Origin of the sequence: Micromonospora sp. NPDC049836 (assembly GCF_044465125.1) — a bacterium.
Taxonomy (GTDB): Bacteria; Actinomycetota; Actinomycetes; order Mycobacteriales; family Micromonosporaceae; genus Micromonospora.
In genome coordinates, this window is record NZ_JBITLH010000001.1 from 655,846 (window position 1) to 674,260 (window position 18,415).

Consider the following 18,415-nt stretch of genomic DNA (forward strand, 5'->3'; position numbering starts at 1 on the left):
GACACGGGTCGCCCTGGCTGGCCCGGGTCGACTAACCTGAGCGTGGCCAACGATTCTCGACGATGACTACGGGGATGCAGCCATGAGCGGGCGCACCACAGTTGACGTACTGTCCTTGGAGGATTTCCACCAGCGGCTTGAGCGGCGGCTGAGCGAGGCTGAGGCGGTGTTGCGGAAGCTCAACACCGCTATGCAGTGCCGCCCCCCGGCGTTGGGCACGTTCACCGACGCGACCGACAACGCTCGCCGCTACTCCGAGACGTACCAGAGTTTCGTCAACCACGCCGAGCGGCTGCACCGGGCGATCGTGGCGGCCAAGCAGGCGACCAAGACGATCATGACCAACTACCGGACCGCCGAGGCGCGCAACGCCGCCGCCGCGGCCGACATCGTCGCCGCCCTCACCGGGTTGTCCAAGGCGATGAAGCCGGCGAAGGGAGAGGATCCGCGTGTCTGAGTACACCCAGCGCTACGAGCACGTCAGCCACAAGGAGCTCTACCAGGCCGTCAACGCCGGCGACCCGACGCAGATCGACGCGCTCAGCGCCCAGTGGAGTTCCCTGAAGGACACCCTGGAGGGGCTCGGCCGCGACCTGCGCCACGACCTCGAGGCGCTCGGCAAGACCTGGACCGGTGCCGCGTCGCACGAGTTCCAGCAGCGGCTGAGCCTGGTCGCCACCTACTCGGGCAACCTGGCCGAGGGCATGGCCGGCGTCCGGCAGGGCCTCGACATGATGGCCACCGAGCTGCGCGCCGCCCAGACCAAGGCGGAGAGCCCGGAGGAGACCGACGACGACGACAAGATGCTCTCCGGGGCCACCAAGGGTTTCCTGGTGGGCGGCCTGACCGGCGCGGTGATCGGCGGCGTCGTCGGCCACGAGCAGGACCAGGCCGAGCAGGAGAAGGCGCACCAGCGGATGGTCAAGGTCGTCGCCGACCTGGCCGAGGGGTACGACTTCTCCGCGTACGGCCGGATCGTCGTGCCCGATGAGCCCGACAAGCGGCTGCCGGGGCACTCCGACCCGCCCGGCTCGTCGCTGAAGGACGGCCCGTCGGTCGGCACGCCGCACAGCGGGCCGACCTCCGGCACGTTCGGCCCGGGAGCCAGCGCCACCGCGACCACCTCCGGGGTGCACCACACCGCCCCGAGCAGCGGCACGCCGGGCAGTGGCGGGCCGGGGAACGGCACCGGGACCGGCGGCGTGGGCGGCCCGGGCACCGTCGGCTCGGTCGGCACCGTCGACCCGACCGGCACCTCGCTGGCCGGCGCCGCCCCGCTGACCACCACCGGCCCGACGACCGGCCTCCCCGGCAGCACCATCGCCGGCGCGTCCACGACCGTCCCCACCGGCGGCGGGAACTCGCCCTTCGGGCTCTCCGGCGGCGTCGTGGGCACCGGGGCGCTGGCCGGCTCGACCGGCACGCCGACCGCGGGCCGCCCCGGCGGCCTGGAGAACCGGGCGGCCACCGGCTCCGGGCGGCTCGCCGGCGGCCGGAGCGTGGTGGTCGACGCCGACGGCCGCGGCAACGGCACGAAGGGCACCGGCGGGCGTCCCGCGCCGGCCGGCCGCAACGGCGTGCTGGGCCGGCAGGGCCAGCACGACGACGAGTCGGACGAGCGGTTCACCTGGCTGACCGAGGACGAGATGGTCTGGGGCGACGGCCGGTCGGCCGCCCCGCCCGTGCTCGGCACCGACTGATCGCAGACTGATCCGCGGCGCGGCGTCCCTCCACGGGAGGGGCGCCGCGCCGTCGTCGTACCGGGTCGCTCCGTCCACAGCGCAGCGTGGGGCGGGTCACGTCGGTGGCGAAGATCGTCGGGATGCAGGAGGCGGAACCGACCGATAGGTTGAGTATGTGCTGGCCGTAGCGTTCACTCCGCCCCTCTGGGCGACGACGCTGCGCAGCCTCCGCCGGCTCACCCGGATGGCGGCCACCGCGCTGGTGCTCGCCGTCGGGCTCAACGGTCTGGCCGCCGCGCCGGCCGGCGCCGATCCGGTCCGTCCGGCCGCGACGAGCCGTCCGGTCGCCGACCTCCGGCTCGCCCCGGCCGGGCCCGACCTCCGCACCGTCCGGTACGCCGCCGCCGTGGATTCCGCCGGTCCCGGCACCGCGACGCCGGCCACCGGTGCCCTCGTCCCCGGAGCGAACGCCGCCGCCCGGGACCTGCGCGCGACCTCGGCGGGGCCGGCGGTCCGCGTTCCGGCCCACCGCTCCACCCCGGAGGTCGCCTCGCCGCCGGCGCAGGCCGGCCCGGCCGTGCCGCCCACCGACCCGGGCCGGAGCACCGTCGCCCGCCGCGGCCCGCCGCGCGCCTGACCCCGCCGGCCGCCGTGCCCGCCCGCGCCGCCTGATCCACCGCGGCCCGGCCGGAACCCGACCGGCCGCCGTGGCTCCCGGATCCCCGCCGGCCACGTGGCCACCGGAACCCCACCGGTCGCCGTAGCCCTCGGATCCCGACCGCCCGGCACGGCCCGCCGGAACCCGACCGGCCGGCACGGCCCGCAGGATCCCGAGCGGCCCTACGGCCAGCCGGAACCCGATCGGCCATGGCGCGGCCGGGCCGATCCCCGGGGCACCGCCGCACGGCGATCCGTGGCACGAACCCCGCCCGTCAACCGGGCCCCCGACCGTGACTCCCGAATGTCCCACCTTGAGGTGCTGGTGATGCAGACCGTCTTCTCCACCGTCCTGCCCGACGTCCCCCGGGCCGCCCTGATCTGGCTGGCCCTGATCGCCGTGCCGGCGATCGCGATCGCCGCCCTGATCATCTGGCCCGGCCGGCTCCGTCCGGTGTTCGCCGGACGGATCAGCGAGGCGGCCAGGCCGAGCAGCCTGGAACTGGCCGAGGAGGCCCGCGAGCAGGCCCGGTACGCCCAGGAGGTGGAGGTCGCGGCGGCCCGGGCGGCGGCCACCGCCGAGCGGCGGCGCACCGAGTGGCTGGCCGCCCAGGAGGAGGTGGACGAGGCCTGGCGCGCGTACGAGGCGGCGGAGGAGGACGTCCACCGGCTGGCCGCCGCCGCCGCGCTGCCGCTGCCGCGGACGGCACAGACCCCGGCCGAGTACGCCGACCGGGAGCGCTGGCTGCACCGGGCGGCGCTGGACGCGCAGTGGCGCAAGGAGATCACCGTCGAGCAGCTGAGCGACATCCTCGGCCACCGTGGCTGGGACCCGCGCCGGCACCCGGTGGAGCAGGAGCTGCTGCTGCGCCGGCTGGTCCGGGACAACCTGCGCGCCCGTCAGCGGACCGCCCGGGAGCGGGAGCAGGCCGCCTGGCGGGACGCCGAGCTGGCCGCGGCCGCCGCGCGCAGCCTGCGCGAGGAGGCGTACGCGGCGACCCGCCCGGCCGTCGAGCCGCGGTCCGCGCTCTCCCTCGCCGACCTGACCGGCCCGGAGGCCACCCGGGAGCTGCCCGTACGCGACCCGGCGCCGGCCGCCCGGGGTCGGGCGGCGGTGGCCGCGTACTGATCGTCGAGCGCCACTGGCCGGGCTCGGCTAGCGTGACCCCGTGTCCCGCGAGACGTGGCTCCTGGTGGTGCTCGCCGGCCTGGTCGCCCTGGCGACGCTGGTCGGCGCGGTGCTGCTCGCCGTCCGGGTGGTCCGCACCCGCCGGTTGCTCGGCGCCCTGGGCGTCGGCGGCAAGGTCGCCTTCTACGGCGCGCTGATCTACACGATCCTGCCGGTCGACCTGCTCCCCGACCCGATCTACCTGGACGACATGGGCGTGCTGGCCGGCGCCCTGGTCTATCTGGGGCGGCTGGCCGCCCGGCACCGGGCCGCGCAACAAGCGCTGCCGGGCCAGACCGCGCAACGCGGCCTGCCGGACTCCGCCGCGCAACGCGGACTGCCAGGCCGGACCGCGCAACGCGGCGTGCGGGATTAGGCGGCGCAACACGGCGTGCGGGACCAGGCGGCGCAACACGGCGCGCGGGATTAGGCGGCGCAGCGCGGCGGGCCGGACCGGCCGGGGTTCCCCACACCACCCGATCCACCACGCCGCCCCGTGTCATGATCTGCCCCGGGCCGCCGACCGGACCGGCTCGACGGACATCGACGCGGCCCGCTCGGCCGCCGGCGACGGGGGACGGGACATGGCGGGCGACCACCGGCTGGAGCCGCACGACGCGCGGGTCGCGGCATTCTTCCGGGACCGGCACCTCGCCACGCTGACCACGCTGCGCCGCGACGGTACCCCGCACGTGGTTCCGGTGGGCGTCACCCTCGATCCGGACGCCGCGCTGGCCCGGGTCATCACCTCCGGCACCTCGGCGAAGGCACGGCACGTCGCCGCGGCCGGGCCGGCGGGCACCCCGGTCGCGGTCTGCCAGGTGGACGGCCGCTGGTGGCTGACCGTTGAGGGTCGGGCCGTGCTGCGCCGCGACCCGGAGTCGGTGGCCGAGGCCGAGCGCCGGTACGCCGAGCGCTACCGCCAGCCGCGTCCCAACCCGCAGCGGGTGGTCATCGAGATCGCCGTGACCCGCCTGATCGGCAGTCTCCCCGCCGACCGACCGGTCTGACCCGCCTGACCCGCCTGACCCGCCAGCGGGTGTCGCCCGCGTCGCGCGCCCGCTGACGAACCACCCGGACCGACCCGGCCGCGCCTACCCGGAATCGGGTCGGTCGGTGCCGTCTGTCCGGTTCGGCGGTGAGCGCCGCCACCTGCGGAATCAGGGGCAGCCGGGGGCCGTTGCACTTCCCGAACGACCGCCGAGCGCCAGTCCCGGTGCTCCGTCCGGCGGAGATCCCGTGCGGACGGCAACCCCCGAATGGAGCCTCGACCGTGATCGCAATTGTCCGGAAGTGCCTGCTCTCCGTCGCCTGCCTCGCCGCCTCCGGTGGTGTGGTCGCGGGCCCGGCCGTGGCCGCGCACGCCGCTCCCGCCAGCGTGGTGAAGGGCAAGGGCGAGCGCAGCGCCGGCTACGAGTACCAGGCCCAGCCGAACTTCTACTACTGCGGCCCGGCCTCGACCCGGATCGCCCTGTCGGCCGAGGGCAAGGAGATCAGCCAGGACGAACTGGCCGCCAAGCTCGGCACCACCGAGAACGGCACCGACTCGGCCATCGACGTCACCCGGGTGCTCAACGAGTACACCGGTGGCAAGTACAGGACCACCGAGATCCGGGACGACGTGGCCACCCGCGAGCAGGTGGAGCGGCTGCGCGCGGACATCAAGGCCGCCGTGGACGCCGACCGGCCGGTGGTCGCCAACATCCTGGGCGGTGCGCTGGACATCGACGGTGTCGAGCACAGCTACCCCGGCCACTACCTGACCGTGGTGGAGTACAAGGACGACGGCAACACGGTGCTGATCGCCGACCCGGCCAGCCCGAACGCGCCGACGTACTGGATGGACGTGACGCAGCTGGCCAACTGGATCGCCGGCCGCGGCTACAGCTCCTGACCCAGCGACGGCAAGGGCCGGCCTCCCCCACGGGAGGCCGGCCCTTCGGCGTACGCCGGGTCGGGCTCAGCGGGTCAGGATCTGCGCGAGCACGTCGTGCACGTGGGTGTTGGGGTGCTTGCCGGTGAACTGCTCGGCCAGCGGGCCGTACGCGGTGACCGGCACGTCGGCGCCGGTGTGCCCGCTGGTGGTCCAGTCCAGGTTGAAGCTGAAGCTGCTGCCCTTGATCGGGAACGGCCCGTCCTCGGCGGAGATGTCGTCGCCGGACTCGTCGGAGCTGCCGGTGTCCTCGACGGTCAGGCCGCCGCACTCGTGGTCACCGGTCACCACGACCAGGGTGTCCCGGTGGCTGGCCGCGTAGTTGCGGGCCACGGCCACGGCCTTCTCCAACTCGCCGAGGGCCTGGAGCATCCGGGTGCCGTTGTTGTCGTGGGCGAACTCGTCGATACCCTCCTCCTCGACGAAGAGGAAGAAGCCCTTCTTGTTCGTCGACAGGGTGGACAGCGCCTTCTCGGTCATGGTGGCCAGGCTGGCCGGCGGGTGGTAGCTGTCGCCCTCGCCCTCGGCGCGCTGCTGGAACAGCTCCTCGTTGCCGAAGAGCCCGAGCAGCTTGCCGCCCTTGGCGGCGCGGAGCTGGGCGGCCGTGGCGACGTACTGGTATCCCTTGGCCTTCGCCTCCGTGATCAGGTTGCCCTTGGTGCCCTTGCTGGCCTCGGCTTGGTCCTCGGCCGGATGGTCCGGGTACGCGCCCGGGACGTCGGCGGGCAGCCACCAGTCCTCGCCGCCGCCGAGGATCACGTCCGGCCGGGTCACCTCCAGGTACTGCCGGGCGATCTCGTCCTGCGCGGAGCGGTTGGCGGTGTTGGCGAAGAAGGCCGCCGGGCTGGCGTCGGTGACCTGGGCGGTGGTGACCAGGCCGGTCGCCTTGCCGGCCGCCTTGGCCTGGGCACCCAGGGTGGGCAGCGGGTTGCGGTCCACGTCGACGCTGATCGCGCCGTTGTAGGTCTTCTCGCCGGTGGCCCAGGCGGTCGCCGCGGCGGCCGAGTCGGTGATCGGCGTCGACGGGTCGTGCGGGCTGGTGGTGAGCTGGCCGGAGTAGGGCAGCTTGTCCATGGTGAGCTGGCCGTCGAGGCCGGCCAGGTAGAGGCGGGCCGCCTCGCGGTGGGCGGCGGACATGCCGTCGCCGTTGATGAAGATGACGTTGCGCGCCTTGCCCTTGGCCGGGCCGGCATCGGCCGCGGTGATCGGGTTGGCGAGGCTCAGCCCGGCGGCGGCGATGGCGCCGGCGACGACCGGGGCGAGCAGCCTGCGGCGGGAACGGACGGTCACGGGGGTCCTCCTGGCGGATGGAACGCTCATTGCGACCACCACGCAACCGCACTCCCCAGCCGAGGGCCTGACCAGCGGGTTAACGGAGGACGGCGGCTACCCGGACTCTTGTCGCCGGGGGCAACCGTCCGTCTCCTGGTTTCCCGGGGCAACCGGCCGCCTCCTGGCCGCCGGAACCGTGGCCTCTGGTCAGCGGCGGCGGGCGGTCACTCCTCGGGCGCGATCCGTCGCAGGCTCGTCACATCGGACACGATGATCGCCTCCATGGGGCAGGAGTCGGCCGCGTCGAGCACCGCCTCGGCGGCGAGGATCCGCTCCACCAGCGGCCGGGACAGCCCGTCGACCAGCACGAAGTGGTCGGGGGCGATGCCCGCGCAGATCCCGGACCCGATGCACCGGGTCGGGTCGACGTGCAGCCGCCATTCGGTCCCCTCGCTCACCGGCTCCCCCTCCGTTCGCGCGGACACCCGACGGCCAACTCCGCGCGCCTCGACAATGAGTCATGCTCCGACTGCGGATAGTAGCGAGATTGGTCGATGAGGACCAGAGGGGCGGTCGTACCCCGGACACCGCGCTCCCGGGCCGTCCGCCAGGGACGACCCGGGAGCGCAGGCGGGATCAGCGGTCGGTGTCGCCCTGTCCGGTCCGCTGCTGCGCCATGTCGACGCCCTTGTCGATCTGCTGGTCGTACTTGCCGCCGGTGCGCTTGTCGGCCATCTCGCCGCCCTTGTCGATGCCCTTGTCGACCTGCTTGTCGTGCTGGTCGGCGAAGTCCTTGGCCTTGTCCATGAAGTCGCTCATGTCGGATCTCCTCTCGGTGCCTTCCTGCCTTCCCCGGCCGGGTGGGCACAAACGCGTCCCGCCCGGTTGGCGGCCGGGTGTCGGATTCCCGCCCGTCGGGTACGGAACGGCACGGTCGAGGAGGGTCGGCACGCCCGTCGGGCCACCGGACGGCCAGGTTCGAGGAGGGGGCCGACGTGGAGGATGAGCGCGGGCGCGGGTCCGAGGCCACGGACAGCGCCAGGGCGACCGACAGCGCCGAGGTGGCGGACGGCGAGGTGGCGGACGGCGCCGGGGTGGCGGACAGTGCCGGGCCGGCGGCCCGGCGGCAGGCCACCGTGCGCCGCGAGGCCGGTCCGGCCGCGGGGCCGCGCCAGGCATGGGCCGGCCTGCCCTGGCCGGTACGGACGGCCGTGACGTGGAGCGCGTGCCTGGTCGTGGTGGTCACCGGGCTCTGGCTGCTGGGCCGGATCGCGGTGCTGCTGGCGCCGCTGGCGGTGGCGCTGGCCGGCACCCTCTTCCTCGCCGCGCTGCTCGACCCGGTGCTGCTGCGGCTGCGCCGGCTGCGGGTGCCGGCGGCGCTGGCCGCCCTGCTCACCATCCTGCTGCTGCTCGGCGTGCTGGTCGGGGTCGGCGCGCTGGTCTGGAACCTGACCGCGAGCCAGTTCGGCGAGCTGAGCCAGCAGCTCGACCAGGGGCTGGCCCGCGGGCGGGACTTCGTCACCTCCAGCCTGCCGGTCACCGACGCGCAACTCGACCGGCTGGTCCGGCAGGTCCGGGACGGGTTGAGCGGCAGCGCCCCCGACCCGGTCGCCGGTGCGCGTACCGCCGCCGAGGTGGCCGGGTCGGTCCTGCTCGGCCTGGTGCTGCTCTTCTTCCTGCTCAAGGACGGCCGGACGATGTGGGGCTGGGTGCTGCGCCGGGCGACCGGGCCGCACCGGGACCTGACCACCGAGGCGGGCCGCGCCGGGTGGCGGACGCTCGGGGCGTACAGCCGGGGCACGATGATCATCGCGGCGATCGACGCGCTCGGTATCGGGCTGGGACTGGTGGTGCTGCGCGTGCCGCTGGCCCTGCCGCTCGCGCTGATCACCTTCGTCGGCGGGTTCGTCCCGATCATCGGTGCCACCGTGGCCGGGGCGGTCGCCGTGCTGGTCGCCCTCGCCGCGAACGGTCCCACCACCGCGCTGCTCACCCTCGCCGTCGTGATCGCCGTCCAGCAGATCGAGGGCAACCTGCTGGAACCGCTGGTGATGAAGCGGCAGGTACAGCTCCACCCGGCGGTCATCCTGGTCGTGGTCACCGCGGGCACGCTGATCGCCGGCATCGCCGGTGCGTTCGTCTCGGTGCCGATCGCCGCGGTCACCTGGCGCGTCCTGGACACGGTGCAACGCCACCGGGTTTCCCAGCCGGCCGGCTGACCCCCCTGGCCGCCCCGGTCAGGCGGGGTGCGGCTGCCGGAGGTGGCTGCCGAACCAGGCCCCGGCCTGCTCGGCCACCTGGTCGAGGGTGCCGGGCTCCTCGAAGAGGTGCGTGGCGCCGGGCACGATCCGCAGCTCCGCCACCTCCCCGAGCTGGTCGCGGGCCTGCTCGTTGAGCACGATCACCTGCTCGTCGAGGCCGCCGACCAGCAGCAGCGTCGGGGCACGCACCGCGGCCAGCGAGCTGCCGGCCAGGTCGGGACGCCCGCCCCGGGACACCACGGCACCGACCCGGTCCGGCCGCGCCGCCGCGGCGACCAGGGCGGCGGCCGCGCCGGTGCTGGCCCCGAAGAGCCCGACCGGCAGCCGGCCCAGGGCCGGGTCGGCGGCCAACCAGTCGACGATCGCCGCCAGCCGCTCGGCCAGCAGTCCGATGTCGAAGCGCAGCTCGGCGGTGACCTCGTCCCGGGCATCCTCCTCCGGGGTCAGCAGGTCCACCAGCACGGTGGCCAGCGACCGGTCGTTGAGCTGGTGCGCCACCGCCACGTTGCGCGGACTGTGCCGCGAGCTGCCGCTGCCGTGCGCGAACAGCACCACGCCCACCGCCCCCGGCGGCACGATCACGTCCCCGACCAGCCCGCCGTCCACGACCGGCACCGTCACCTCGTACCCCGCCATGCTCCCCACCTCCACCCGGCGGATACCCCCGCCCACCGCGCCCTCACCCGGGTCCTGTGGAGCTGACGTCGGAAACGACTCGGACCGGCGGTGAGCACCCGCCCAGATCGGCAGATTCGGCCGCGCGCCCCGACGTTCCGGACGGATCGCGAGATCAGAAACGACTCAGCTCCCCAGCGTGCCGCATCCTGTTCGTCGGTCCAGCCGCCGACCCGGTACGCGGAGCACGGCCGGGGCGACGGGCGTCACCGCGGGGTTGCGTTGACGTCGGTGGCAAGGTTTAGCGTCGGCTGGGCGAGGTGAGCTGGGAGGCGGCATGCGGATCGGGGAGCTGGCGCAACGAGCCGGGACCAGCACCCGGACCCTGCGCTACTACGAGTCCCAGGGGCTGGTGCGGCCGGGGCGCTCGGCCAACGGCTACCGGGTCTACGACGAGGCGGAGCTGCGCGTCGTGCACGAGATCCGGGCGCTGCTGGCGGTGGGCTTCGGGCTGGACGACATCCGCCCGTTCGTGGCCTGCCTGCGTGCCGGCAACAGCTCCGGTGACGTGTGCCCCGACTCGGTGGCGGTGCTGCGGCGCAAGCTGGCCGAGGTGGACGACTACCTCGACCGGCTCGGCACGGTCCGCCGGCAGCTGCACGATCAGCTCGCCCGCGCCATCGCCCATCGGGAGGAAACATGCCTCAGGACACGCAGGCGCGACTGACCTCGGTCACCGACGCCACCTTCGCCGCCACCGTGCTGGCCGCCGACCGGCCCGTGGTGGTCGACTTCTGGGCGGAGTGGTGCCCGCCCTGCCGCGCCGTCTCCACCCACCTCGCCGAGCTGGCCGAGGAGTTCGGCGACGCACTGCGCATCGTCGCCCTCAATTCGGACGAGAACCCCGAGACGACCCGGGCGTACCAGGTGATGTCGATGCCGACACTGCTGACGTTCCGGGACGGGCAGGTGGTCGGCTCGATCGTCGGGTCCCGGCCCAAGAACCACCTGCGGCTGAGCTTCGCCCGGCACCTGGACGGTTGAGCGGCCGGGGATCGGGAAGGCGCGGGGTGACCACGGACCCCGACGGATCGCGAGGATCGTCATGGCGAAACAGGACAGGTCCCGGGAGCAGGAGCTCGCCGAGCAGAAGCGCCGCGAAGAGGAGTTGAAGGGCTCGTCGGAGTGGGCGGACCGCGCCTCGCTGGCCCGCACCGCCGACGACCCGAAGGCGGCGGCGCCGCGGGACGCCGGGGGCCGGCCGTCCAACGGCCGCCAGTTCTGACGTACGCCTGCGCCGCCCCGGACCGCGATGACGCGGTCCGGGGCGGCTCAGGTGCGGTGACCACGCGGCCCGGGCGGCTCAGGTGCGGTGACCACGCGGTCCGGGGCGGCTCAGGTGCGGTGACCACGCGGCCCGGGCGGCTCAGGTGCGGTGACCACGCGGTCCGGGGCGGCTCAGCTCAGGTTCTCCGGCAGGTGCATCAGGGGTGACCGGCCCGGGGGCTGCTCCGGTGGCGGCCCGGTCGGTGGCGCCGGCGGCACCGGCACGGTGACCGGCTGGGCGGCGGTGACCCGGACCGGTTCGCCGTGGTGGCGCAGGGTCAGCACGGTGTCCGCTCCCCCGTTGCGCAGCGAGTACGTGGCCTGGTGCGGTCGGACGTCCACCCGCAGTCGCATCCCCCGCCACTGCAGCGCGAACTCCAGCCGGCTGAGGCGGCTGGAGAGCCGGGGCGAGAAGGAGAGCGTCCCGTCGTGGTCGCGCAGGCCGCCGAAGCCCGCCACCAGCGCCAGCCAGGTGCCGGCGAGCGAGGCCATGTGCACCCCGTCGCGGGTGTTCTCGCTCAGGTCGTGCAGGTCCATGAGGGCGGCCTCGCGCAGGTAGCGGTGGGCCAGTTCGGGGTGGCCGACCTCGACCGCCATCACCGCCTGGGTGCAGGCGCTCAACGAGGAGTCCCGCACGGTACGCCGCTCGTAGTAGTTAAAGTTGCGGACCTTCTCGTCGTCGCTGAACGCGTCCCCCCGCCAGTGCATGGCCAGCACCAGGTCCGCCTGCTTGACCACCTGTTTCCGGTAGAGGTCGAAGTACGGGTAGTGCAGCAGCAGCGGGTACTTCTCCGGCGGGGTGTGCTCGAAGTCCCACTCCTGCAACCGGGTGAAGCCCTCCACCTGCCCGTGCACCTGGGCCTCCGGGTCGTACGGGAGGTGCATGGAGTGCGCGGCGTCCCGCCAGGCGGCCGCCTCCTCCTCGCTGACGCCCAGGTCGAGGGCCTGGTCCCGGTGGCGCATCGCGCAGTCGGCGGCGGTGAGCAGGTTCCGCTGCGCCATCAGGTTGGTGTAGACGTTGTCGTTCTTGACCGCGGTGTACTCGTCGGGGCCGGTCACCCCGTCGATGTGGAACCGGCCGCTGCGGTCGTGGTGGCCGAGCGAGCGCCAGAGCCGGGCCGTCTCGACCAGCAACTCCAGCCCGATCTCCTCCTCCAGCGCCTGGTCGCCGGTGGCGAGCACGTAGCGGCGCAGCGCGTCGGCCACGTCGGCGGCGATGTGGAAGGCGGCCGTCCCGGCGGGCCAGTACGCCGATGACTCCGGCCCCTCGATGGTCCGCCACGGGAAGGCGGCCCCGTGCAGGTTCAACGTCCGGGCCCGCTCCTGCGCCTGGGCGAGCGTCGAGTAGCGCCAGTGCAGCGCGTCCCGGACCGCGCCCGGCTGGGTGTAGGTGAGCACCGGGAGCACGAACATCTCGGTGTCCCAGAACGCGTGCCCGTCGTACCCGGGACCGGTGAGGCCCTTGGCGGCGATCGGCCGGCGTTCCGCCCGGGCGCCGGCCTGGAGCACGTGGAAGAGACCGAACCGGACCGCCTGCTGCACCTCCGGGTCCCCCTCGACCCGCACGTCGGCGGCGTCCCAGAACCCGTCCAGGTATTCCCGCTGTTCCCGGCGCAGCCCGTCCCAGCCGTCCAGCCGGGCCGCGGCCAGCGCCGCCCCGACCTGGTCGCGCAGCGCGGGCAGCGACCGCCGGCTGGACCAGCCGTACGTCAGGTACTTCACCACCCGCAGCTTCTGCCCGGGCTTGAGCACGCAGCCGATGGTGGTGCGCACCCAGTCCTCGTAGCCCTCGGACTCGATGCTGGTGCGCTCCGGGGCGTCCACGTCGTGCGCCATCTGGGCGGCGACCCGCAGCCCGCTGACCTTAGTGCGGTGGATGAGCAGGCCGCCGTCGTCGGTGGTCAGCTGCTCCTCGGCCTGCAACGGTGACTCGAGCACGGCGGCCACCCGGGGGTCGCGGCTCTGTGGCGGCAGCGCCTCGTTAGCCACCAGCTCGGACTGGAGGATCAGTCGGAGCGGCCCCTCCAGCGCCTCCACCTCGTAGTGGATCGCGGCGACCGCCCGCTGGGTGAACGACACCAGCCGGGTGGTGCGGACCTTGACGTCCCGGCCGGCCGGTGAGCGCCAGTGCAGTTCGCGGTGCAGGGTGCCGGCGCGCAGGTCGAGGACCCGCTCGTGGGAGAGCAGCTCGCCGTACCGGACGTCGAGCGGCTCGTCGTCGACCAGCAGCCGGATCAGCTTGCCGTTGGTGACGTTGACGACGGTCTGCCCGGACTCGGGGAAGCCGAAGCCGGCCTCGGCGTACGGCAGCGGCCGCAGCTCGTAGAAGGAGTTGAGGTAGGTGCCGGGCAGGCCGTGCGGCTCGCCCTCGTCGAGGTTGCCGCGCAGCCCGAAGTGCCCGTTGGAGAGGGCGAAGACCGACTCGGACTGGGCCAGCACGTCCATGTCGAGCCGGATCTCCCGGACGTGCCACGGTTCGACGGGATAGGCCCGTTCCCGGATCACCGGGCCGGCTCCGTCATCAGCTCGGCGAGGTCGGTGACCACCACGTCGGCGCCGTGCGCGCGCAGCTCGTCGGCCTGGCCGACCCGGTCGACGCCGACCACGTAGCCGAAGCCGCCGGCCCGGCCGGCGGCCACCCCGGCGAGGGCGTCCTCGAAGACCGCGGCCTGCCGGGGCGCCACGCCGAGCAGTTGCGCGCCGGCCAGGAAGGTGTCGGGGTGCGGCTTGCCGCGCAGCCCCCGCTCGCGGGCCACCACGCCGTCCACCCGGGCCTCCAGCAGCCGGTCCAGCCCGGCGGCGGCGACCACCGCGGCGCAGTTGGCGCTGGCCGAGACGACCGCGCGGCGCAGCCCGCTGGCGGCGGCCGCCTCCAGGTAGCGCACCGACCCCGGGTAGACCTCGACGCCGCCGTCGGCGATGCGCTGCAGCAGGATGGCGTTCTTCCGGTTGCCCACCCCGTTGACCGTGTCCGCCTCGGGCGGGTCGTCGGGGCCGCCCTCGGGCAGGGTGATCCCCCGCGAGGCGAGGAAGGAGCGTACGCCGTCGGCTCTCGGTTTTCCGTCCACGTACCGGTTGTAGTCCGGGCCGGGGTCGAACGGGCGGAACGGCTCGCCGGTGGCGGCCGACCGTTGCTTCAAAAAGGCGTCGAAGGTCTGGGTCCAGGCGGCGTTGTGCACCTTGGCGGTCTGTGTGAGGACGCCGTCCAGGTCGAAGAGACAGGCGGTCACGTGAGCGGGTAGGCCCAGCATTGCCTGAATCTATCCACCGGCCCCGCTGGGCAAACCCGATTCGGCCGTCAGCGGTTCGGGCGGAGCGTCCAGACGACGGTGAGCGCCGAGGTGACGGTGCCGTCCTCGGTGCCGATCTCCACCTCGACCGGGAACTCGGGCCGCTGCCCGGCGTCCAGCTCGGCGAGCACCTCGGCGGGGGCACGGCCCAGCCGGGCGGTGGCCCGCACCGGCCCGACGGCGACCTTCTGGTAGCGGATGGTGGCGGTCACCGCGAGCGGCACCGCCCGGTCGAGCACGGTGCCGAAGGCGGCGAGCACCACCGCGCCGGAGGCGGTCTCCCCGAGCGTGAACATGGCGCCGGCGTGCGGGCCGCCGACGTGGTTGTGGTGGGCCGGGTCGTCGGGCAGGCGGACGACGGCGCGTACCCCGCCCTCGGCCTCGGGCGCGACCTCGACGAATTCGATTCCGAGCGTGCGGGCGAACGGCACGGCCTCCAGGAGACCGGCCGCGACCTGGCGAGAGTCGACGGTCATGACCGAACGCTACTCGCCAGTAACCAGCCCCGGCAAGGCCGGCCTCGCCGCCCGGGGAGGCCGGAATCAGCGCCAGCCGACATCGATCCGGTCACCCCGCTCGTCGAAGAAGTGCAGCGCGTCCATCCGGATCTGCACGGAGAGCGGATGGCCCGCCGACACCGCCGGGTACGGGGCCAGCCGGACGGCCAGCTCGGCCGGGCGGCGGTGGTGCCGGCCGGGGTCCGGCAGCACGCTGGTCCGGTTCCCGCCGCCGATCGGGGCGGCGGCCTCCGGCGCCTCGGCGGCCCGGCCGGTGAGGCGCTGCATGACCTGACCGAACCGGCGCAGGCCGCGCTGACCGGGCAGGGCGTTCTCCACCGGGGTGCCCATCTCGTCCACCACGATGGCCGTGGCGCCGATGTCGAGGAAGGCCAGCGACTCGTGGCCGTGGTGCTCCAGGTACCGGATCCGGCCCTGGAGCACGTCACCCGGCGTGTCCGGGGCGACCGGGGTGAGCGCCTCGGCCCGCATGCCCACCACGATCCGCTCGCCGTGGTAGTGCGCGACCGCCCGGCTGCGGATGTCGTCCCAGGGCAGATAGAGCGACTGCTCGCCGAGGTTCAGCGCGACGTACCGGTCGAGGTGGACGTAGACCGAGGCCTCCAGCAGGTTCATCCGGGGGCTGCCGAGGAACGCGGCCACGTACAGGGTCGCCGGCCGGCCGTACACCTGGGTGGGGGTGCCGACGTCCTGGAGCACGCCCTTGCGCATGATGGCGACCCGGTCGGCCATGGTCAGCGCCTCGGCCTGGTCGTGGGTGACGTAGATGGTGGTGACGCCCAGCTCGCGGGTGAGGCCGGAGATCTCGGCGCGCAACTCGGCACGGAGGCCGCTGTCCAGGTTGGAGAGCGGCTCGTCCATCAGGAACAGTCCGGGCCGGCGCACTATCGCCCGGCCCATGGCCACCCGCTGCCGCTGGCCGCCGGAGAGCTGGCTCGGCTTGCGGCCGAGCACGTCGCCGATGCCGAGCGCGCTCGCCACGTCGTGGATCCGCTCCCCGCGCGGGGACGGTTCGACGCCGGCGAGCCGCAGCGGGAAGCCGATGTTGTCGCCGACCGTCATGTGCGGGTACAGCGCGAAGTCCTGGAAGACCATGGCGATCCTCCGGTCCCGCGGTGGCAGGTCGTTGGCGACCTCACCGTCGAGCATCACCGCCCCGGTGGTCGGGTCCTCCAATCCGGCCACCATCCGCAACACGGTGGACTTGCCGCAACCCGAAGGGCCCAGCAGCACCATGAACTCGCCGTCATTGACGTCCAGATTTATGGTGTCGACCGCGACCGTTCCGTCCTGGAAGACCTTGGTGACATCCTTGAGCGCGACGGTGGTCACCGTCTCCTCCCCCAGCTGCTCGGCTGAACCCGGACATGACTGTGACCAGGATCATCGGATCAGCACATCGGGTAAACGTTCCATGTTCCTTCCGTGACAGACCGATTACAGCGGATCGGCGGGTACCGATCAGTAAGGTGACCCGTCGGTAACCCCGCTCAGGCCAGCTCGCCGAGAAAGACCCGCCGGACCACCCGCTCCGCCGCGTGGCCGTCGTCCAGCGCGCAGAACCGGGCCCGGAACCGGTCCCGAGCCCGCTCGGCCGCCGGCCCGCGTACCGTGCCGGAGCGGAAGACGTCGAGCAGGGCCGGGAAGTCGAGGGCCACCGCCCCGGGCGGCTCGGCGAGCAGGTCGAAGTAGACCCCCCGGGCCACCCGGTAGGCGTCCCAGTCCGGGGCGTACACCACGATCGGCCGGTCCAGCACGGCGTAGTCGAACATCGCCGACGAATAGTCCGTGACCAGCACGTCGGCCGCCAGGTAGAGGTCCTCCACCGAGTCGTGACCGCTCACGTCGAGCACCCCGCCGGCCGCCGCCGCACCGCGGGGCCGCCGGTCCCGGTCGTGGAAGTAGTGGCTGCGCATCAACAGCCGGCCGGACGGGCCGAGCGCGTCGAGCATCCGGTCCGGATCGAACGGCGGCCGCCAGCCGGGCAGGTGCTCCCGGTGCGTCGGGGCATAGAGCACCACGTACTCGTCGGGGCCGAGGCCCAGCTCCGCGCGGACCTGGCGGCATTCCTGCGGGGTGGCCAGGGCGAGCCGGTCGTTGCGGGGGTAGCCGACCTCGAGGGAGGTGTACCCGGCCGGGTACGCCCGCTCCCACATCTGGGTGGAGAAGCTGTTCGCGCTGACGCTGTAGTCCCAGCGGTCCACCCGGTGCAGCAGCTTCGTGAAGTTCATCCCCATCGCGCCGACCGGATACCGCTGCTGGTCCAGCCCCATCACCTTGACCGGGGTGCCGTGGTGGGTCTGCAGGTGCACCGAGCCGGGCCGCTTGCGGACGAAGTCCGGGAAGTTGACGTTGTTGACCAGCCAGCGGGCCCGGGCCAGCACCCGGTAGTAGCCCGGGCTGCCCGCGACCACGTACTCCACGCCCGGCGGCAGGCTGGCCACCCGGTCCCGCCGCACGATCCACACCCCGCGCACCTGCGGCGCGAGCCGGCGGGCCGCCGCGTAGATCGCGGCCGGATTGCAGGAGTACCCCCGGTACCAGTACGCGGCGTAGACGGCCAGGCTCGGGTCCAGCGGCCGGTGCAGTTCGGCCCGGTAGTACTCGCGCAGCGCCGCGTCCCGGGCCCGCCGGGCGGCCCGCCGCGCCTTCGGCAGCACCCGGCGCCGGGCCCGACGGGCGACCCGCGCGGCCGTCTCGGCCACCTGGTTGGCGTCGCGCAGCGCGCTGAAGGTCCGCCACCGCCCGGCCGCCACCAGCCGGTGCTTCAGCCCTTCCACGCCGGCCGGCACCGGATATCCCTCGGGCGGCCGGAAGCGGACGTGGTCGGCGTGGATCTGGGCGAAGAACGCCGGCCGCAGCTCGGCGGCGATCCGCTCGCCGTTGCCCAGCACCGTCAGGTAGTGCCAGATCATCCGCTCGAAGACGGCCGGGCGCAGCGGGGCGACCGCCGGCCCCCACCGGTCCATCAGCCGGAACACCCGGTGCCACTGGGCGAAGACCTCGAAGTGCCGGTCGCCCCGGGTCCGGGTGATCGCCCCGGTACGGCGCTGCCGGTAGTTGAGGCAGACCCGGTCGAGCACGCCGATCCGGTCGGCGGCCATCAGCGCCGGATAGCTGAACGAGACGTCCTCGTACCAGCCCGGTTCGAAACGCAGCCCGCGGTCGAGCAGGAACTCCCGCCGCAGGACCCGGTTCCAGGCGGTGTGCAGCAGCCGTACCGCCTCCGGCCGGTCCCGCAGCCGGAACGTCTCCGCGCCCACCGGTTCGGGAAAGACGTCGCGCATCGCGCTGCGGGTGCCGGTGTTGTTCCAGTGGGCCCGGACGTGGTCGACGATCAGCACGTCCGGGCGGGTCGCCAGCAGCCGGTCGGCGACGTGCGGCAGGCAGCCGGGGACCAGCCAGTCGTCCCCGTCGACGAACCAGACGTACTCGCCGACGGCCCGGTCCAGCCCGATGTTGCGGGCCGGACCGAGGCCGGCGTTCTCGGTGAGGCGGACCGGGCGGACCCGGGGGTCGCGGTCCGCGTACTCGAGCAGGATCTCGCCGCTGCCGTCCGGGGAGGCGTCGTCGATGCCGATCACCTCGAGGTCGCCGTAGGGCTGCTCCAGGATCGAGTCGAGGCACTCCCGCAGGTAGCCCTGCACCAGGTAGGCCGGTACGACGAAGCTGAGCAGAGTCATCCCGGCCGGC

At 73.9% G+C, this 18,415-nt stretch carries 20 protein-coding genes; 11 read left to right on the forward strand and 9 right to left on the reverse strand.

Features of this window, described 5'->3' with window-relative positions:
- The first annotated feature begins 82 nt into the window (after window positions 1-82).
- The 7 genes from ACIBPB_RS03105 (at window position 83) to ACIBPB_RS03135 (ending at window position 5,401) form a co-directional block, all read left to right on the forward strand.
- Window positions 83-457 (forward strand): hypothetical protein, encoded by a 375-nt coding sequence (locus ACIBPB_RS03105; protein ID WP_396837934.1) that lies wholly within the window; start codon window positions 83-85, stop codon window positions 455-457.
- Complete coding sequence (locus ACIBPB_RS03110) at window positions 450-1,700, forward strand: WXG100 family type VII secretion target (protein WP_396837935.1); 1,251 nt, start codon at window positions 450-452, stop codon at window positions 1,698-1,700. The genes ACIBPB_RS03105 and ACIBPB_RS03110 overlap by 8 nt, the downstream gene beginning before the upstream one ends.
- Before the next feature lie 157 nt (window positions 1,701-1,857).
- Window positions 1,858-2,319 carry a hypothetical protein gene (locus tag ACIBPB_RS03115; protein ID WP_396837936.1) on the forward strand — a complete coding sequence of 154 codons (462 nt, stop codon included), beginning with the start codon at window positions 1,858-1,860 and terminating at the stop codon, window positions 2,317-2,319.
- Window positions 2,320-2,643: 324 nt separating this feature from the next.
- Window positions 2,644-3,468 (forward strand): hypothetical protein, encoded by an 825-nt coding sequence (locus ACIBPB_RS03120; RefSeq protein ID WP_396837937.1) that lies wholly within the window; start codon window positions 2,644-2,646, stop codon window positions 3,466-3,468.
- Between the two features lie 40 nt (window positions 3,469-3,508).
- Window positions 3,509-3,883, forward strand: a complete 375-nt coding sequence (locus ACIBPB_RS03125; RefSeq protein ID WP_396837938.1) for a hypothetical protein — start codon at window positions 3,509-3,511, stop codon at window positions 3,881-3,883.
- Window positions 3,884-4,091: 208 nt separating this feature from the next.
- Window positions 4,092-4,517 carry a pyridoxamine 5'-phosphate oxidase family protein gene (locus ACIBPB_RS03130; protein ID WP_396837939.1) on the forward strand — a complete coding sequence of 142 codons (426 nt, stop codon included), beginning with the start codon at window positions 4,092-4,094 and terminating at the stop codon, window positions 4,515-4,517.
- 263 nt (window positions 4,518-4,780) lie between these two features.
- Window positions 4,781-5,401 carry a C39 family peptidase gene (locus ACIBPB_RS03135; RefSeq protein ID WP_396837940.1) on the forward strand — a complete coding sequence of 207 codons (621 nt, stop codon included), beginning with the start codon at window positions 4,781-4,783 and terminating at the stop codon, window positions 5,399-5,401.
- Between the two features lie 66 nt (window positions 5,402-5,467).
- On the opposite strand, the gene ACIBPB_RS03140 is transcribed toward ACIBPB_RS03135, so the two are convergent.
- The 3 genes from ACIBPB_RS03140 to ACIBPB_RS03150 all read right to left on the reverse strand — a co-directional run bounded on the left by ACIBPB_RS03140 (window position 5,468) and on the right by ACIBPB_RS03150 (window position 7,531).
- The gene (locus tag ACIBPB_RS03140; protein ID WP_396837941.1) at window positions 5,468-6,730 is read right to left on the reverse strand and encodes an alkaline phosphatase; all 1,263 of its coding nucleotides are present in this window, start codon (window positions 6,728-6,730) and stop codon (window positions 5,468-5,470) included.
- 206 nt (window positions 6,731-6,936) lie between these two features.
- Complete coding sequence (locus tag ACIBPB_RS03145) at window positions 6,937-7,170, reverse strand: ferredoxin (protein WP_357309585.1); 234 nt, start codon at window positions 7,168-7,170, stop codon at window positions 6,937-6,939.
- Between the two features lie 178 nt (window positions 7,171-7,348).
- Entirely contained in the window at window positions 7,349-7,531 is a 183-nt protein-coding gene (locus ACIBPB_RS03150; protein WP_396837942.1) for an antitoxin, read from the reverse strand.
- A 176-nt stretch (window positions 7,532-7,707) separates the two neighbouring features.
- On the opposite strand from ACIBPB_RS03150, the gene ACIBPB_RS03155 reads away from it, so the two are divergent.
- Window positions 7,708-8,931 (forward strand): AI-2E family transporter, encoded by a 1,224-nt coding sequence (locus ACIBPB_RS03155; RefSeq protein ID WP_396837943.1) that lies wholly within the window; start codon window positions 7,708-7,710, stop codon window positions 8,929-8,931.
- An 18-nt stretch (window positions 8,932-8,949) separates the two neighbouring features.
- Here ACIBPB_RS03155 and ACIBPB_RS03160 read toward each other — a convergent pair whose 3' ends face one another.
- Window positions 8,950-9,609, reverse strand: coding sequence for a dienelactone hydrolase family protein (locus ACIBPB_RS03160; protein ID WP_396837944.1), 660 nt, complete (start codon window positions 9,607-9,609; stop codon window positions 8,950-8,952).
- Between the two features lie 316 nt (window positions 9,610-9,925).
- Between ACIBPB_RS03160 and ACIBPB_RS03165 the strand changes: the two genes are divergently transcribed.
- From ACIBPB_RS03165 to ACIBPB_RS03175, 3 genes are all read left to right on the forward strand, one after another.
- Complete coding sequence (locus tag ACIBPB_RS03165) at window positions 9,926-10,315, forward strand: MerR family transcriptional regulator (RefSeq protein WP_357309572.1); 390 nt, start codon at window positions 9,926-9,928, stop codon at window positions 10,313-10,315.
- The gene (trxA, locus tag ACIBPB_RS03170; protein WP_396837945.1) at window positions 10,288-10,632 is read left to right on the forward strand and encodes a thioredoxin; all 345 of its coding nucleotides are present in this window, start codon (window positions 10,288-10,290) and stop codon (window positions 10,630-10,632) included. Before ACIBPB_RS03165 ends, trxA begins: the two co-directional genes overlap by 28 nt.
- A gap of 61 nt (window positions 10,633-10,693) precedes the next feature.
- Window positions 10,694-10,873: a hypothetical protein gene (locus ACIBPB_RS03175; RefSeq protein ID WP_046568975.1), complete on the forward strand. Its 180-nt coding sequence runs from the start codon at window positions 10,694-10,696 to the stop codon at window positions 10,871-10,873.
- 173 nt (window positions 10,874-11,046) lie between these two features.
- On the opposite strand, the gene ACIBPB_RS03180 is transcribed toward ACIBPB_RS03175, so the two are convergent.
- The 5 genes from ACIBPB_RS03180 to ACIBPB_RS03200 form a co-directional block, all read right to left on the reverse strand.
- On the reverse strand, window positions 11,047-13,419 hold the full coding sequence (locus ACIBPB_RS03180; protein ID WP_396837946.1) for a glycoside hydrolase family 65 protein: 2,373 nt from the start codon (window positions 13,417-13,419) through the stop codon (window positions 11,047-11,049).
- The gene (locus tag ACIBPB_RS03185) at window positions 13,416-14,165 is read right to left on the reverse strand and encodes a beta-phosphoglucomutase family hydrolase (protein ID WP_396837947.1); all 750 of its coding nucleotides are present in this window, start codon (window positions 14,163-14,165) and stop codon (window positions 13,416-13,418) included. Before ACIBPB_RS03185 ends, ACIBPB_RS03180 begins: the two co-directional genes overlap by 4 nt.
- A gap of 47 nt (window positions 14,166-14,212) precedes the next feature.
- Window positions 14,213-14,680 carry a DUF4442 domain-containing protein gene (locus ACIBPB_RS03190; protein ID WP_357309556.1) on the reverse strand — a complete coding sequence of 156 codons (468 nt, stop codon included), beginning with the start codon at window positions 14,678-14,680 and terminating at the stop codon, window positions 14,213-14,215.
- A 66-nt stretch (window positions 14,681-14,746) separates the two neighbouring features.
- Complete coding sequence (locus tag ACIBPB_RS03195) at window positions 14,747-16,054, reverse strand: ABC transporter ATP-binding protein (protein WP_396837948.1); 1,308 nt, start codon at window positions 16,052-16,054, stop codon at window positions 14,747-14,749.
- A gap of 158 nt (window positions 16,055-16,212) precedes the next feature.
- On the reverse strand, window positions 16,213-18,405 hold the full coding sequence (locus ACIBPB_RS03200) for a CDP-glycerol glycerophosphotransferase family protein (protein ID WP_396837949.1): 2,193 nt from the start codon (window positions 18,403-18,405) through the stop codon (window positions 16,213-16,215).
- Window positions 18,406-18,415: the final 10 nt, after the last annotated feature.